Origin of the sequence: Streptomyces lavendulae subsp. lavendulae, from assembly GCF_002803845.1 — a bacterium.
Classification (GTDB): Bacteria; Actinomycetota; Actinomycetes; order Streptomycetales; family Streptomycetaceae; genus Streptomyces; species Streptomyces lavendulae.
Genome location: NZ_CP024985.1, coordinates 4931046 through 4946837, shown reverse-complemented (window position 1 = coordinate 4946837; position 15792 = coordinate 4931046). Strand labels below are relative to the sequence as shown.

The 15792-nt window shown below is 73.5% G+C and carries 16 protein-coding genes; 6 read left to right on the top strand and 10 right to left on the bottom strand.

Annotation, left to right across the window (positions count from 1 at the left end):
• Positions 1-427: 427 nt before the first annotated feature.
• Genes SLAV_RS21960 through SLAV_RS21945 form a run of 4 tightly spaced genes read right to left on the bottom strand, consistent with a single transcriptional unit; the run spans position 428 to position 5668 of the window.
• Positions 428-1786 carry an O-antigen ligase family protein gene (locus SLAV_RS21960; RefSeq protein WP_100660937.1) on the bottom strand — a complete coding sequence of 453 codons (1359 nt, stop codon included), beginning with the start codon at positions 1784-1786 and terminating at the stop codon, positions 428-430.
• Between the two features lie 3 nt (positions 1787-1789).
• On the bottom strand, positions 1790-3328 hold the full coding sequence (locus tag SLAV_RS21955) for an exopolysaccharide biosynthesis polyprenyl glycosylphosphotransferase (RefSeq protein ID WP_199922225.1): 1539 nt from the start codon (positions 3326-3328) through the stop codon (positions 1790-1792).
• Positions 3325-4533, bottom strand: coding sequence for a glycosyltransferase (locus SLAV_RS21950; protein WP_030238833.1), 1209 nt, complete (start codon positions 4531-4533; stop codon positions 3325-3327). Before SLAV_RS21950 ends, SLAV_RS21955 begins: the two co-directional genes overlap by 4 nt.
• A gap of 19 nt (positions 4534-4552) precedes the next feature.
• Entirely contained in the window at positions 4553-5668 is a 1116-nt protein-coding gene (locus SLAV_RS21945; RefSeq protein ID WP_030238835.1) for a hypothetical protein, read from the bottom strand.
• 319 nt (positions 5669-5987) lie between these two features.
• Here SLAV_RS21945 and SLAV_RS21940 point away from each other — a divergent pair, with 319 nt between their 5' ends.
• From SLAV_RS21940 to SLAV_RS21925, 4 genes are all read left to right on the top strand, one after another.
• Positions 5988-6398, top strand: a complete 411-nt coding sequence (locus tag SLAV_RS21940) for a rodlin (RefSeq protein WP_030238838.1) — start codon at positions 5988-5990, stop codon at positions 6396-6398.
• 238 nt (positions 6399-6636) lie between these two features.
• The gene (locus tag SLAV_RS21935) at positions 6637-6870 is read left to right on the top strand and encodes a chaplin (protein WP_030238840.1); all 234 of its coding nucleotides are present in this window, start codon (positions 6637-6639) and stop codon (positions 6868-6870) included.
• A 116-nt stretch (positions 6871-6986) separates the two neighbouring features.
• Positions 6987-8315, top strand: coding sequence for a chaplin (locus SLAV_RS43200; RefSeq protein WP_030238844.1), 1329 nt, complete (start codon positions 6987-6989; stop codon positions 8313-8315).
• Between the two features lie 207 nt (positions 8316-8522).
• Complete coding sequence (locus tag SLAV_RS21925) at positions 8523-8867, top strand: hypothetical protein (RefSeq protein ID WP_030238847.1); 345 nt, start codon at positions 8523-8525, stop codon at positions 8865-8867.
• Positions 8868-8947: 80 nt separating this feature from the next.
• Here the strand turns inward: SLAV_RS21925 and SLAV_RS21920 are convergent, their stop codons facing one another.
• Positions 8948-9190, bottom strand: coding sequence for a chaplin (locus SLAV_RS21920; protein ID WP_030238850.1), 243 nt, complete (start codon positions 9188-9190; stop codon positions 8948-8950).
• 156 nt (positions 9191-9346) lie between these two features.
• Positions 9347-9817 carry a hypothetical protein gene (locus SLAV_RS21915; protein WP_030238852.1) on the bottom strand — a complete coding sequence of 157 codons (471 nt, stop codon included), beginning with the start codon at positions 9815-9817 and terminating at the stop codon, positions 9347-9349.
• Between the two features lie 283 nt (positions 9818-10100).
• Between SLAV_RS21915 and SLAV_RS21910 the strand changes: the two genes are divergently transcribed.
• Positions 10101-10511, top strand: a complete 411-nt coding sequence (locus SLAV_RS21910) for a rodlin (RefSeq protein ID WP_030238854.1) — start codon at positions 10101-10103, stop codon at positions 10509-10511.
• 109 nt (positions 10512-10620) lie between these two features.
• On the opposite strand, the gene SLAV_RS21905 is transcribed toward SLAV_RS21910, so the two are convergent.
• Positions 10621-11271 (bottom strand): vitamin K epoxide reductase family protein, encoded by a 651-nt coding sequence (locus SLAV_RS21905; RefSeq protein WP_391386454.1) that lies wholly within the window; start codon positions 11269-11271, stop codon positions 10621-10623.
• A gap of 183 nt (positions 11272-11454) precedes the next feature.
• On the opposite strand from SLAV_RS21905, the gene SLAV_RS21900 reads away from it, so the two are divergent.
• The gene (locus SLAV_RS21900; RefSeq protein WP_030238859.1) at positions 11455-12225 is read left to right on the top strand and encodes a DUF6227 family protein; all 771 of its coding nucleotides are present in this window, start codon (positions 11455-11457) and stop codon (positions 12223-12225) included.
• 37 nt (positions 12226-12262) lie between these two features.
• Here SLAV_RS21900 and pfkB read toward each other — a convergent pair whose 3' ends face one another.
• The 3 genes from pfkB to SLAV_RS21885 all read right to left on the bottom strand — a co-directional run bounded on the left by pfkB (position 12263) and on the right by SLAV_RS21885 (position 15774).
• Positions 12263-13204 carry a 1-phosphofructokinase gene (gene pfkB / locus SLAV_RS21895; RefSeq protein WP_030238860.1) on the bottom strand — a complete coding sequence of 314 codons (942 nt, stop codon included), beginning with the start codon at positions 13202-13204 and terminating at the stop codon, positions 12263-12265.
• Positions 13201-13968 carry a DeoR/GlpR family DNA-binding transcription regulator gene (locus SLAV_RS21890; RefSeq protein ID WP_030238863.1) on the bottom strand — a complete coding sequence of 256 codons (768 nt, stop codon included), beginning with the start codon at positions 13966-13968 and terminating at the stop codon, positions 13201-13203. Before SLAV_RS21890 ends, pfkB begins: the two co-directional genes overlap by 4 nt.
• A 216-nt stretch (positions 13969-14184) precedes the next feature.
• On the bottom strand, positions 14185-15774 hold the full coding sequence (locus tag SLAV_RS21885) for an MFS transporter (RefSeq protein ID WP_078950615.1): 1590 nt from the start codon (positions 15772-15774) through the stop codon (positions 14185-14187).
• Positions 15775-15792: the final 18 nt, after the last annotated feature.

Sequence of the window (15792 nt, the reverse complement as noted above, 5' to 3'; positions counted from 1 at the left end):
CCGGTGGATCCAGGGGGCCCGGCGGAACCAGTGGCCCTGACGGCCCCGGGCGAACCGGCGGCCCCGGGAGAACCGGCAGGACCCGCGGACCCAGGCGAACCGGCCGACCCCACAGCCCCCGGCAAACCGGCCGGACCTGCGGGTCCCGGGAAACCGGCGGGACCCGGGTACCCGGCGGAACCGGCCGGACCGGCGGATCCCGGGTACCTCCCGGCGGAACCGGCGGGTCCCGGGTACCCGGCCGAGCCGGCCGGACCGGCGGAACCGGCCGGACCGGCGGAACCGGCCGGACCGGCGGAACCGGCCGAGCCGGCGGAACCGGTCGGGGCGGTGGGGCCGGGGGGTGGGGTCGGGTGCGGCGGACGGCCCGCGGGCGCGGCGACTTCGGTCGCCGCGGCCGCGGGCCGTCGCCAGGGAGTCGTGTCGGTCACCGGGCGGCCGGTCCCTGGAGGGCCCGGCCCGGACCGGCCCCGGGCGACGGCAGCGCCCACCAGGCCGCCAGGCCGATGATCACCCCGGTGAGCACGGTGGACGGTCCTCCGATGTCCGCGTACAGGAAGTCGGTCAGCTGCCACACGAAGAGCCCGAGTGCGACCAGCCCGCAGTCCCTGATCCCCCGCGCGGAGCGGTCGGCGTACCGGCGCAGGCCCGCGACGAGGAGCGCGGCCCAGCCGCCCCCCAGGGCGAGCAGTCCGGTCAGGCCCTGCTCGCCGAGGACGAGGAGGTACATGTTGTGCGGGGACAGCAGCGGCTGCTTGATGAACGCCTGGCCCGCGCCGGCGGTGTCGCTGCCGGAGGACAGGCCCAGCGAGGAGTGGCCGTCCCGGTGCGCGGGGAAGCCCTTGAGCCCCACCCCCACCACCGGCCGCTCCCGCCACATCGACTCGGCGGCGGCCCACATCGTGTAGCGGTCGGTGACCGACTGGTCGGGCGCACTGGACACCTGGGTGATGGAGGCCAGCCGCTCCGCGACCATCTCGGAGCCGACGCCGAGCCCGCCGACCAGCACCACGCCCAGCGCGGCCAGCGCGACCAGCACCTTCAGCGCCCGCCGGACACCGGCCAGGCCCATCACCAGCAGCGCCGCCCCGAAGGTGGCGATCCAGGCGCCCCGGCTGAAGGACAGCACCAGCGGTACGACCAGGACCAGCGCGCAGCCCCCGGCGATCCGGCGGACCCGGGCAGGCAGGCCGGGGGCGAGGGCGGCGGCGGTGGCCACGATCAGCCCGTACGCGACGACGGTGGCCATGCCCATGACGTCGCCGGGGCCGAAGGTGCCCACGGCCCTGATGTCCTCGCCCTGGTAGGAGGCGCCGGTGTGGGTCGCGAACTGCGCGACGCCGACGGCGCCCTGTACGAGGGCCAGCACCACGAAGCACCCGGCGGCGATCCGGAACTCGCGGGCGTCGCGCACTAGCAGCACCACGGCCGCCGGGACGAGCACGAAGACCTGGAGGTAGCGCACGAACCCGGGCAGGGCGGCGTACGGGTCCCCGGCGGTCACGGTGGAGACGGCGAGCCCGACGGCCGGGGCCCCGAGGACGAGCACGCCCAGCGGGGTCAGCCTCCGTACCCGACCCCGCAGCGCCTGTACGCCGCAGACGAAGGCGAGCAGCAGGGAGGCGGCGTCGGCGGGGCCGACCTTCCCGGAGGCGGTGGCGTCCCCGGCGGGGAGCGGGGCGAGGAGGAACAGGACGGTCGCGGCCAGCGGCAGCAGCGGCCAGTGGCGGCGCAGCGGGCCGGCCAGGTCGGTGATCCGGGCGGGCCCGGCGGCGGCGAGGCTCATCGGTCAGCTACCTCCCAGCCGGAAGCGGAAGAAGGAGGCCGCGGTCCGCGCGAGGATCCACAGGTCCTGCCACAGCGACCAGGTGTCGATGTAGTGGTTGTCGAAGCGGGCCCGGTCCTCGATGGAGGTGTCCCCGCGCAGTCCGTTGATCTGGGCGAGTCCGGTGATGCCGACGGGCATCCGGTGGCGGGCCTCGTAGCCGGGGTGGACGCTGCTGAACTTGGCTACGAAGAAGGGGCGTTCGGGACGAGGGCCGACCAGGCTCATGTCACCCCGTACGACGTTCCACAGCTGCGGCAGCTCGTCGAGGGAGGACTTGCGCAGGAAGGAGCCGACGGGGCTCATCCGGCGGTCGCCGGCGACGGTCCAGCGGGTGGCGGACTCGTGCTCGTCGGCGCGCAGGGTGCGGAACTTCAGCAGGGTGAAGGGGCGTCCGTAGAGGCCGACCCGTTCCTGACGGAAGATCACCCCGGGTCCGTCGGAGAGCCGTACGGCCAGTGCGCAGGCGCCCATGACGGGGGCGGCGGCGAGGAGGGCGAGGGCGGCGAGCAGGGAGTCGATGGCCCGCTTGACGGTGCGCTCGGCGGTCCGGGCGGGGCGCGGCAGCAGCGGCTGCACGGCGTACCCCCACAGCTGGTCGGCGGGCTGCGCGACCCGCATGCCGGTGACCTTGGCGGTCCCGGCGGGGTCGGCGAGCCAGAGCCGGCAGCCGTGGTCGTGGAAGAGCCGGACCAGGGAGGCGGTGCGTTCGTCGGCCTCGGGGGGCCGGGTGAACACGGCGTGCCGGACGGAGTTCTGGATGACGGCGCGCCGGACGTCCTCGTGGGTGGCGAGTACGGGGAGCTGGCCGCGTTCCCCGTCGGCGGGGCCGGCGGTGTCGGCGATGCCGACGGGCCGCAGTCCGTACTCGGGGCGTCCGTGCAGCGCGGCGGCGACGGCGCCCGCCCCGTCCCCGGGGCCGACGACGAGGGTGGAGACGGGGTGGCGCAGGGCCGAGCGGCGGCGCAGGGCGTGGACGGTGCCGCGGCCGGCGCAGACCAGGAGGGTCTGGAGGGCGACGGCACCCAGGAGGGTGTCCCAGCCGAGGGACTGCCGGGGCCCGGTGGCGGCGAGGACGGCGGCGGCCCCGCACCACAGCACGGCGGCCCGCCCGGCCAGCGCGGGCAGTTCGAGCAGGGCGGAGGGGGTGAGCCGGGGCCGGTAGAGGCCGCCCTGCGCGTGCAGGGCGGTGAGCAGGACGAGGAGCAGGACGATGCAGGGGCCGGTGGCCGACGGGGGCAGGACGCCGGCGGGCAGGGTGGCCGCGGTGACGGCGGTCGCCAGGGTGTCGGCGCTCATCAGGGCGGTGACGCCGTCGCGGCGGTGGACCCGCTGGGGCCGGACGGCGGGCCGGGCCCGGTCGGTCCGGGGTCCGCGCGGGGGGTGGATCGCGGGCACGGCACGGCGGGCTTCCGCGGGTGGCGCGGGCGCGAAGGCGCCGCCGCCGGCGGGCGCCGTGCCGCCCTGCCCCGAGTGCCGGGCGGGTGCGCTGTCCATCGTCATCGGCTGACGCTCTCCTGGTTCAAGGGCCGGGGCCTGCCCAGCAGTTCGTGGTACAGGCCGGTGACCGCGTCCGTGGTCCGCCGCACGTCGAACTCCGTCCGGGCGTGCTGCTGGGCCTGCTCCCCGAGTTCGGTGAGCAGCCGCGGCTCGGTGAGCAGCCGTCCCAGGGCCTTGGCCAGCGCCGTCGGGTCCTCCGGCGGCACCAGGCAGAGCCGTCCCTGGCCGGGCGGCAGACTCTCCCGGGCACCACTGACGTCGGAGACCAGGACCGGGCGGCCGCAGGCCATGGCTTCGAGCGGGGCGAGCGCCATGCCTTCCCACCGCGACGGCAGTACAACGAGATCGGCGGCCCGAAGCCACGGTCGGATGTCGGCGGCGGCGCCCGCGAAGTGCACGGCGGGCGGGGCGGTGCGGCGCAGCCGCTCGGCGTCGGGGCCGTCGCCGACGAGGGCGAGACGGGCGTCGGGGACGTTGCCCAGCAGTTCGCGCCAGGCGCGCAGCAGGACGTCCTGGCCCTTCTGGGGGCAGAGCCGGCCGACGCAGACGGCGAGCGGCCCGTCTCCGGTGAGGGAGGCGGGCAGCGGGAGCGCGGCCCGCGCCTCGGCGCGTTCGCGGTCCGGGTCGTGGTGGGCGGGGCGGAAGTGGTCGAGGTCGACGCCGTTGCGGATCACGGACCAGCGGGCGGTGATGCCTTCGGCCTCCCCGGCCCGGCGTTCGGACTCGCTGACGCAGAGCACCCGGTCGGCCCAGCGGGCTCCGGCCCGTTCCCAGCGCATCGCGAGGGCGGCGGTGGCGCCGCCGACGGCGTCGAAGGACCAGGCGTGCGGCTGGAACACGGTGGGTACGCGGCCCCGTACGGCGATCCGCCCGGCCAGTCCCGCCTTGGCGCTGTGGAGGTGCAGCAGGTCGGGGCGGACGTGGCGGATCAGCCGGGCGGCGCCGAGCACTTCGGCGGGCAGGCCGGGGCCCGGGGAGCGTGCGGCGCGCCAGGGGAGCACCTCGGCGCCGGCGGCGCGGGCGTCGTCGGTGAGCCGCCCGCCGGGCGGGCATCCGACGAGGACCCGCAGTCCGGCGGCGGCCTGGGCCCGTACGAGGTCGGTGACGACCCGGGCGACCCCGCCGTCGACGGGCTGCACGAGGTGCAGGACGGTCGGGGGAAGGGGTTCCGGGGCAGGTGTGGGGGCTGGTGAGGACTGTTTCCGCACGGGGAGTGGTCTCCTGCGTTCAGCGGCGCGCGTCTGTCTGAACGAAGAGCACACCGAGGAATTGACCCTGGCTTTCGCCCGTGAACCTGAAGTTCAGGGTGCGGGCGCCTCCGGACAGGGCGGGGCTCAGATCGAACACGTCCGCGTCATATCCGAGGTTATTCATATGTTCGGGCTGTCGCACGAACGAGGGGCGTCCGAATTCTGTGATCGTAGAATTCATCACATCATTGAAAGGGTTTTCGGCATCGCTGATGCTGATCCGGCGGCCGCTGTCGGCGGTCACCGTCAGCGAGTCCCCCAGGGTCCCGCGGTCCCCGTCGTACGCGACCACCCCGGCGCGCCCCGCCGACCCGGCCGGCGCGTTCAGCCCCGCGATCTCCACCGTCTCCCCGGCGGCCTCACCGGCCCCGGCGGCCAGCGACTCGAAGCCGTCCCACAGGGAGATCCGGCGCAGCGGCTCCTGGGGGTGTTCGTACGCCACGACCAGGGTCCAGCCGCCCCAGGCGCCCACCTCCGAGTGCCCCATGGCGATGTTGAGCTGGGCGACCGTCCACATCCCGGCGCCCCCCTTGCGCACCATCGGGGTCACGTCGGCGGAGGCCTGGTAGGCGTCGCTGCCCGCGTCGGTGTGGTGGCCGACCACGGTGTCGGCGAGGACCGCCTTGTAGGCGCCGCCCGGTTCGGCGACCAGGACCCGGCCGTTGTCCTCGGGCGGCTTCTGCTCGCCCACGCGCAGGTTCCCGCCCCAGTACAGACGGGCGTACGAGACCTTCGCGCCCTGCGGCACCCGGAGTTCGGCCCGGGTGGAGTTGTAGGTGTCGGGGTCCTTGTCGACCTCGTCGTAGAACATCTCGAAGTCGCCGTTGACCCCGGCCGCGCCCTTCTGCACCTCCGGACACGGCTCGGCCTGGGGGGACTCGGCGGAGCGGCAGCTGATCGAGGAGTTGGAGGCCCGCACCACGCCGCCGTGCTGGACGGCCTGGTAACGCTGCGTGAAGGGGACCCGGGGCGATTCGCGGACGGCGGAGGGGGCGGGGGCGGGCGCGGCGGCGTCCGCCACGGGGACGAGTGCGGAAAGCGTGAGGCAGGACAGCAGGCCGACTGTGCCGAGGATTCTGCGGGAGGAACCCATGACCTGTCTCCATTTTCGATCAAGGGGACAAAACAGGAGTGCACTTTGTCAGAAATCAGGCTGGAAATCACGCCGGACTCGCTCTTACGGCCTTTTGGGCGATAACACGCACCCTCATGTCGGGCGCGTCGTTATCGCTTGCACCATTGTTCGAACCGAAAGCGAAAACGGAGACGGGCGGACGCCCGGGTGAACGCCTGAGCGTCAACCGCGCCGTCCGAAACGGCGGCATCCGGGTGAAGTCACGCAACCCGGGCCGGGGGCGGGCCGTTGATCCGGGTGCTCCTGTACCGGGCAATCCTGCAAAAAAGGGATGATAATGATCAAGAAGTTTGTGGCCGGCGCAGCGGTTGCCGCCTCCGTCGTGGGTCTCGGTGCCGCCATGGCCCCTCAGGCGATGGCCATCGGGAACGACAACGGCATCAACACCGTCAACGGCAACAACTCCGCGCAGATCTACGGCAACCAGGCCACCTACGGCAACATGAGCCCGCAGATGGCGCTGATCCAGGGCTCCTTCAACAAGCCCTGCATCGCCCTGCCCGCGAAGGCCAACGTCCAGTCGGTGCTGGCCCTCGTCAACGTCGGCGTCCAGGACATCCCGGTCCTGTCCAGCCCGCAGAACCAGCAGTGCACCGAGAACTCCACCCAGGCCAAGGGCGACGAGGCCCTCTCGCACATCCTGGACAACATCCCGGTCCTCTCCGGCAACGCCTCCGCCGGCAGCTGACCGCACCCAGCGCCCCGCGCCAGCGAGGCCGCCGCACCCCAGGGTCGCGGCGGCCTCGCCGCATGTCGGGCCCCCATCAATTCCGTCACCGCAAATAGGGGCGGGAATTGCACGGCGAGCGGCCGGACCATCGGGGTGAATTCGTCGACACCCTGCGAAAAATCCCGGTTTCTTTTCCCCGGGCCGCTCGTTGTTATTTGTGCAGCGGATACACCTCTGCGGGAAGGATTGAAATCAAATGACTTACAAGAAGGCAGTCGTGCTGGCCGCCGGCATCCTGATGGCCGCCGGTGCCGCCGCCCCCGCCATGGCCGACGCGGGCGCCGCGGGCCAGGCGGTCGGCTCCCCGGGCGTGCTGTCCGGCAACCTCGTCCAGGTCCCGGTGCACGTCCCGGTGAACGTCTGCGGCAACACCGTCAACGTGATCGCGCTGCTGAACCCCGCGTTCGGCAACACCTGCGTCAACGCCTGACGCAGCGCCCGCACCAGGGCAGACCTCCTCGGACGGCCTCGGAGTGCACGGCGGTGCACTCCGAGGCCGTCTTCGATTGAGCACCGGCCCCCGCGCCGGTAGACAGGGAAGGACCCATGCGACAGGTACTGAGCCGACAGGTACTCGGCAAGGGGGTGCTCACGGCGGCGGCCGCCTCCAGCCTGCTGTCCATCGCGGCCGGTGCGGCCTACGCGCATCCCGGGGCGATGTCCGAGGCCTCGCGTTCGCCGGGCGTGCTGTCCGGCAACAGCGTCTCGGTACCGATCACGTTCGCGCCCAACGTGTGCGGCAACAGCGTGGACGGCGGTGCGGCGCTCAACCCCGCGATGGGGAACACCTGCGTCAGCACGACCGGCTCCGACGCCGGCCACGACTACGAGCGCTACCTGAGCCCCGAGAACTCCGCGGCCCTGGAGCGCTACCTCGACGAGCGCGACGAGCGCGCGCAGCACCGGGGCGGCCGGCACGCGCTGCCCGCACAGCGCCAGGACGAGGAACGCGGCTACGGGGAACAGGGCTACGGGGACCGCGGCCCCGAGGAGCCCCGCGCGCACGCCCCCCGGCACGCGGCGCCCCGCCCCGGGCAGGACCGGCACGAGGACCGGGGCGGCTACGGCCCCGGGGACGAGGACCGGGGCCCGCAGGGCGAGGAGGAGTGCGACGACCACCCCCCGCAGCCCGCGCCCCACGCCGAGCACCCCGCGCCCCACCCGGCCCCGCAGGCCCCCGCCCCGCACCACGCGCAGCCCAAGCCCCAGCACGAGCAGCAGCACACGCCGCCGCACACGCCGCAGCCGAAGCCCCAGCCGCACCCGCACCCGCACCCCGCGCCCCGGCCGGCCCCGGCCGCGGAACACCCGGCCCCCGCCCCGGCCCCGCACGTCCCGGAAGCGCAGGCACCCGCCCCGCGGCCGCAGCCGCAGGAGCAGCCGCACACCCTCCCGGCGCCCGTCCCTCCCCCGGTCCGGGAGGCCCCCCGGCCCCCGCTGCCCGAGGAGCGCCCCGAGGAGCAGCCGCACACCCTCCCCGCGCCCGTCCCGGCGCCGGCCCCCGCGCCCCCCGCCGCGCAGGAGGAGGCGCCCGCTCCCCGGCCGCCGCACGGCAGCCAGCCCGTGGAGCGCCCCGCGCCCGCCCCCGTACCGGCTGCGCAGACCGTGCCCGCGGTCGACCAGCCCCCGGCGGCCCCCGCCGGTGACTTCCCGGTGCACCTGCCCCCGGCGCCCGCTCCCGTCCCCGCGCCGGCTCCCCCGGTGACCGCCGCCCCCGCGCCGGGCCCGGCGACGGCTCCGGCACCCGCCCTCGCGACGGCTCCGGCACCGGAGCTGGCCGCTACCGGGTCCGGCCCGGCGGGAGCCGCGGCCGCCCTCGCCACGGCCCTGGTCCTCGGCGGCGCGATCCTCTACCGGCGGTCCCGGATCGCCTGAGTCCGCCCGGCCGGGAATACCGGTAATCACAAGAATCAGAAGAATCGGAAGAAATATCGGCCGGGGAATCCCTTGACGGATTCTCCGGCCGCTGCCGTGCGTCCCGTTCGCGTTTCCGCAGCGGCGGGTAATCGTTACCCAGGACGAAAGCGGCACGACGGTCGCCGCTGACGCCTCTGCCCTCGAAAAGAATGAGGATTTTCGATAATGAAGCTCTCCCAGGTCGCCGCTGTCGTCGTCGGCTCCGTCGCCGCCCTCGGCGCCGCGGCCCCCGCCTTCGCCGCCGACGCCCCGGCCTCGATGCCCCCCATGAGCGCGACGGGCGGGCTGACCGAGGTGCTGAACGCCGCGGGTCCCGTCACCGAGTCGCTCCCGCAGACGGTGGGCAACGGGCTGGCCGAGCAGGGCCAGACGGTCGACAAGGCCGTCGGCACCGTCCAGAAGGTCAACACCATCCGCAACAACGCCCCCGGCGAGGTCCTCGGTCTGGCGAACGGCGCCACCCAGGCCTCCCCGCTGCTCGGCGGGGTGAAGCTCAACGGCGGCCAGTGAACCGGTCCCGGACGTGACCGTGGGCGCCACCGGCGAGGCCGGTGGCGCCCACGGTCGTGTGGCGCCGACTGGGACGAACGTCAGTCGTTGACGCAGACGTTGCCGAACGCGGGGTTCAGCAGGCCGATGACGTTCACGGAGTTGCCGCAGACGTTGACCGGGATGTGGACCGGGACCTGGGCCAGGTTGCCCGAGAGAACACCGGGGGAACCCACGGCCGCACCTTCGGCCGAGGAGTCGGCGGACGCGGCGCCCGCGGCACCGGCAACGGCGAGACCGGCGGAGGCCAGGGCCACGGCGGCCTTCTTGGCAGCAGAGTTCATGGGAAGTGCACCTTCTCTTCGATGTCCTGCCCCGATCCCGGGGCTCACACCGAGCGAAACGGTCCACCACCCGAGACGACACGGTTCCGGGCCGGATCTGACCTGTTCAGCCCAATAGTCGTAACCATCGGGCCCGGAACCGGCCCCCTCCGCGGGCTAGTTGCGCAATGGGATGTCGGGAATCGCCGGGATCGCCGGGATCGCGGGCACCAGGGTGTCCACCGGCGGGACGGCCGGAGTCGCCGGCAGGGCCGGAACCGTGACCGGGAGCTTGGGGAGCTCGACCGCCGGGAGCTTGAGGTCCGGCAGCCCCGGGATGTCCGGCAGGGCGGGCAGTTTCGGCAGCTGGATCGGCGGCAGGCTCACCCCGGCCGGCAGCAGGGCCGTGAGGGACTTCAGGAGGTCCTCCAGCGTCTTGGTGAGGCCGGCGAGGAGGTCGTCGACGGGGCCGGCCGCGGCCCGCTCCTCGATCCTCTCCACCTGCCGCTGCACGGAGGCCACCCGTTCGGTGACGGCGGCACCGGAACCGTCCGCGGCGCCCGCGGGAGCGGCCGCGCCGGACAGTATGACGACCGCGAGGGCCGACGGGACGAGGACGCGGGAGCGGGACGGCTTGGTGCGGTGCATGGGGGGCTTCCTTCTGTGGTCGCACGAAAGCGGAACACGGTGATCCGTTTCTTCACCCACCGTGCGAACCCCTCGTACGGAGCGCAACCGGACCTCGGGCGCGCGCCCGGTCGCAGGGGCTGCGTACGGGCTTCGCGCAGGCGTCCGGGACGGGCTCACCCGGGCCGGGGAAAAGCACCGCGGGATCGGGCCGATTGAGTGAAGGGGCGGAACCAACCCCCCGGCGGGCCAGTTGACCAGGGCGCTCCACACGTGGGCACTCGTGCGAAAGAAGGACCTACTGATGTTCAAGAAGATCATGACCGCCGCCGCGGTCTCCGCCGTCGCCGTCGGGGCGGGCGCCGCCATCGCGACCCCGGCCATGGCCATCGGCAACGACAACGGGATCAACACCGTCAACGGCAACGGTGCGCAGCAGATCTATGGCAACCAGAAGACCGAGGGCGACCTCAGCCCGCAGCTCGGCCTGGTCCAGGGCAGCCTGAACAAGCCCTGCATCGGCCTGCCCGCCAAGGTCAACGCCCAGTCGCTGATCGCCCTGCTCAACATCGGCGTCCAGGACATCAACGTCCTGTCCAACCCGCAGAACCAGCAGTGCACCGAGAACTCCACCCAGGCCAAGGGCGACGAGCCGCTCTCGCACATCCTGGACAACATCCCGGTGCTGTCCGGCAACGCCTCGGTCGGCAGCTGATCACCGCTCCCCCTCCCGGTCCGGGCCACGGCGCCCGTGGAGCGAAATGACGGGGCCCCGGCGGCGTCCAGCCGCCGGGGCCCCCGCGCGTGCGGAGCCGGAGTCGCGGTCAGCCGGTCCAGAAGTCCCACCACCGGGTGAGGACCAGCATGCCGATCACGCCCAGGTGCAGCGCGGGCGGCGCCCAGCCGAAGTCCGCGAAGAAGGTCCGCAGCGGGCCGGGGGCGGGCAGGATCCCCGTACGGACGGTGTACGCCGTGACCGCCCAGAACATCAGCAGCGTCGCCGCCCAGGCCAGGCAGCACCACAGGCACAGGGCGTTGATCTCGTAGAGCGACTGCACCATCAGCCAGGCGCAGAAGCCGGTGCCGAAGAGGGTGCCGGCGTTCAGTCCCAGCCAGAACCAGCCGCGGTAGCGGGCCCCGGCCAGCAGGCCCGCGGCGACGCAGACCACGACGGCGTAGGCGGCCAGCCCGAGCATCGGGTTGGGGAAGCCGAACGCGGCGGCCTGCTCGCTCTTCATCACGCTGCCGCAGGAGACCACCGGGTTGAGGCTGCACGCGGGTTTGAAGTCCGGGTCCTCCAGCAGGAGGAACTTGTCGAGGGTGATCACCCAGGAGGCCAGCAGTCCGGCGGCCCCGGTGATCGCCAGCAGCCAGGCCAACGCCTTTGACGGCGGGGCCGGTTCGTCCTCGGGGCGGGTGCCGGAGCGGCGCTGCTGGCGCGGGACGCTCAGTGTATTCGTTGCCATGCCGCCCATATTCCCTCCGATCACCCCATATCGGGGCCAACCCTGCCCAGGCATGAGCAAGTTGACCTGAAGGTGTGGTGGGAACCCCTGATACTTCCCGGACGTTTTACCGAACCCCGGACGTGATGTCAGAGCCAGGGGCTACGTTGTGCTTCCGCGAAGTGACAAGCTGCGACGGCCTGGAGACCCACCTTGAGCGATCCGTACGAGACAACCGAGGCGCACCTCGACCGACTCCTGGGCCGCGCCCTCAACTCCTTCGACCTGCCGGACGCGCTGGTCGAGCGCCTGGGGACGGCGCTCGCCCACAGCTCTTCGCTGTACACCACGCACCACAGCCCGTCGGCGGGGCTGTGGCGGGAGACCCACCGGCACACCTACCTGCTGCCCGACGGCACCGCCGTCTCCCTCTGGGAGCTGGCCTACCGGCTGAAGGGCGACCGCAGCACCCGGTGCGAGGTGTACCCGGACAAGGACGGGCTCCGGCTCGCGGTGGCCCGGGTCTTCGGTGAGACCCCGTCGGACGGCGCGCTGTCGCCGCTCGGGGAGGGTGAGGACGAGGACGGGACCGAGCGCGATCTGGCGCTCCTCGGCTCCCTGTTCGCGGCCTCGCCGCAGGAGCGGCACCGCGAGTACACGGTGGAGCAGTCGGCCGACCACGCCCGCCGGGTGCTGCGGCGGGCGGAGAACGCCGACCGTCCCGGGGAGCGGGTGGCGACGCTGCTGCGCTCGGCGTACGCGCACCAGATCACCCAGGCGTTCGGCGGCCGCCAGTGCCTGGCCGACGGCCGGGACGCCGGTTTCAGCCTGTACGAGCACTCCTTCGTGCTGCTCGACGGGACGGAGCTCAGCCTGTGGGAGGTCGAGCACACGGCCACGCCGGACGGCCGCCACATGTGCGAGGTCTACGAGAGCGAGGCCGCCGCGCGCGGGGCGATGGAACTGCGCACCCGGGTCCGCTAGTCCGGCTCCCCAGGCTCCCCGGCTCCCCCGGCTCCGGTCAGGCTTCGGTCAGGGGGAGGTCCAGCGGCGGGTCCGCGGTGACGCGGACCGCCTCGGGGCGCAGGTCCGCGGGCGTCGGTACGGCGCTGCCCGGGAGCTGTACGGCGGCCGCCCCGTGGGCCAGGGCGGAGGCGAGGGCGGCGGGGCCGGTGCCTCCCGCGATCAGGAAGCCCGCCAGGGAGGCGTCGCCGGCGCCGACGTCGCTGCGGACCGCCGTGACGGGGGCCGTGCCGTGGAAGGCTCCGTCCCGGGAGACCAGGAGCTGGCCGCGTCGGCCGAGGGAGGCCAGGACGGCGCCGGCGCCCAGGCCGACCAGTTCCTCGGCGGCCTTGACCGCGTCCCCCAGGGTGGCCAGGGGGCGGCCCACCGCCTCGGCGAGCTCCGCCGCGTTGGGCTTGACGACCTCCGGGCGGGCCTCCAGGGAGGCCAGCAGGGCGGCCCCGGAGGTGTCGACGGCGATGCGGGCGCCCGCCCGGTGGGCGGCGGCGACGGCCTCGGCGTACCACCGGGGCTCCAGGCCGCGCGGCAGGCTGCCGCAGCAGGCGATCCAGGCGGCGCCGGCCGAGCAGGTGCGCACGGTGTCGAGGAGGAGGGCCGACTCGGCCGCGGTGAGCTCCGGCCCCTCGGAGTTGATCTTCGTGAGGGTGCCGTCGGGTTCGGCGACCGCGATGTTCGACCGGGTCGTTCCGGCGATGGAGACGGCGGTGACGTCCACGCCCTGGGCGCCGAGGAGTTCGGCGAGCAGGGCGCCGGGGGCGCCGCCGAGGGGGAGGACGGCGGTGGTGCGCACCCCGGCCGCGGCGACGGCCCGCGCGACGTTGACCCCCTTGCCGCCGGGGTCGACGCGTTCCCGGGCGGCGCGGTGCACCTCGCCCCGGACCAGCGCGGGGACCTCGTAGGTCCGGTCGAGGGAGGGGTTGGGGGTGACGGTGAGGATCATACGAGCACGACTTCCGTACCGGCGGCCTCGATCGGGGCCTGGTGGGCCGGGTCGAGCCCGGTATCGGTGATGAGGACGTCCACGTCGGCGAAGGAGCCGAAGCGGGAGAAGCGTTCCTGGCCGGCCTTGGCCGAGTCGGCGAGGAGCACCACCCGGCGGGCGGCGGCGATCGCGGCCCGTTTGACGGCGGCCTCGGCGGGGTCGGGGGTGGTCAGGCCGACCTCGGCGGTGAAGCCGTTGGTCGCGAGGAAGAGGACGTCGGCGCGGATCTCGGAGTAGGCGCGCAGGGCCCAGGCGTCGACGGCGGCGAGGGTGCGGTGGCGGACGCGGCCGCCCACGAGGTGGAGGTCGACGCCGGCGTGGTCGGCGAGTCCGGCGGCGACGGGCAGGGCGTGGGTGACCACGGTGAGCGTCAGGGTCTCCATGCGGGCCATCCCGGCCGCGACGCGGGCGACGGTGCTGCCGGCGTCGAGGATGACGCTGCCGCCGACGGGGAGCCGGGCGAGGGCTGCGGCGGCGATGCGGTCCTTCTCGTCGGGGGCGGCGGTCTCGCGGGAGGTGAGGTCGGGTTCGAAGGCGAGCCGGCCGGCCGGGATGGCGCCGCCGTGCACGCGGCGCAGCAGCCCGGCGCGGTCGAGGGCCGTGAGGTCGCGGCGGACGGTCTCGGAGGTGACCTGGAACCGCTCGGCGAGGGAGAGCACGTCGACCCGTCCGGCTTCGCGTGCGAGGCGCAGGATCTCCTGCTGGCGCTCGGGTGCGTACATGTGGGTTTACGTCCGTTCGATGCCCGGTTGTGTGACCTCGCAGTCGACGGTACCTGCACATGGGGGATATAACCAAACGAAACGGACATGCCCGCCGGTGAAGGCGGGCATGTCCGTGCGCGGAGCCGGGGTCCAGGCGGCCGGGACCGGGGTCCAGGCGGCCGGGACCGGGGTCCAGGCGGCCGGGACCGGGGTCTAGGCCGCCGGGACCGGGGTCTAGGCCGCCGGGACCGGGGCCGGTTCGGCCGCGTCCTCGCCGCCGCTCCCGTTCCCGTTCTCGTTCTCGTACTCGCGCTGCTGGTCGGCCATCGGGACCTGCTTGCGCGGCAGCAGGAACATCACCGCGAAGATCAGGACGAGGACGGCCACGACCCACCACAGGGCGCTGCGGAAGGCCTCGACGTAGGGCGGGCCGTAGATCATGTCGTCGTCGAGCACACCGAAGAAGACGACGGAGGTCAGGCCGAGGCCGAGGGCGTTGCCCATCTGGCCGGTGGTGTTGATCAGGCCGGAGGCGGATCCGGCGTGCTCGCGCGGCACCTGGGAGAGCACGGTGTCGGTGAGCGGCGCCACGATCAGGCCCATGCCCAGGCCCATGACGACCAGCGGGGCCGCCATCTGCCAGGAGGCGATGGCCATGCCGTAGTGGTCGGACTCCCAGATGTAGAGGAGCAGACCGGCGGCCATGAGGAGCGCGCCGGCCTGGAGCACCTTGCGGCCGAAGCGTGGGACGAGCTTCTGGACGGAGATGCCCGCGGCCACCGAGACGGCGATCGAGAAGGGGATGCCGGTGGTGCCCGCGCGCAGGGCGCTCCAGCCGAGGCCCATCTGCATGTAGAGGGTCCAGACGAGGAAGAAGATGCCGGTCGCGATGCCGAAGGTCAGCTGGACGGCGATGCCGCCGGCGAAGCTCTTGACCTTGAAGAGGGACAGCTCGACGAGCGGGGAACCGTCCTTGCGGATCTTGTACTTCTCGTAGAGGACGAACGCGGCGAAGACGACCGGCGCCAGGCCCATACAGACGAAGCCCCACAGCGGCCAGTCGTTCTCCCGGCCGTGGGTGAGCGGGAAGATCAGCATGACGAGCGCGAGGGTGGCGAGCACGACGCCGCCCAGGTCGAGGCGCAGGGCCTTGGGGGCCTTGGACTCGGTGATGAACGCGCGGCCCATGAGGATGGCGGCGATGCCGACCGGCAGGTTGATCAGGAAGATCGGGCGCCATTCGAGGCCGAGGATGTTCCACTCGGTGAGCAGTGCGCCGAGCATCGGGCCCGAGACGGCGCCGAGGCCGATGATCGCGCCGAACATGCCGAAGGCCTTGCCGCGCTCGTGCGGCGGGAAGGTGACGTGGATGATCGCCAGGACCTGCGGGACCATCATGGCCGCCATGGCGCCCTGGAGGATGCGGGAGGCGACGAGCATGGAGGGGTCGGCGGCGATGCCGCAGAGCAGCGAGGCGGCCGTGAAGCCGGCGACCCCGATGAGGAAGAGGCGCTTGCGCCCGTAGATGTCGCCGAGGCGGCCACCCGTGATCAGGCCCGCCGCGAAGGCGAGGGCGTACCCCGCGGTGATCCACTGGATCGCGCTGGTGGAGGCGCCGAAGTCCTGGCGCATGCTCGGTATCGCGATGTTGACGATCGTGACGTCGACCAGGTCCATGAAGGCCGCGGTCATCACGATGGCGAGCGCCAGCCAGCGGCGCGGGTCGACGGGGGAGCCTGTTGCTGCGGCCGGGTCTGCGTTCCGCTCTTCTCGTACGGGCCCGTTCGTTCTTTCGGGCGATGTCGTGGACGTCTCGGTGCTCATGGAGAGAAACCTAGACGG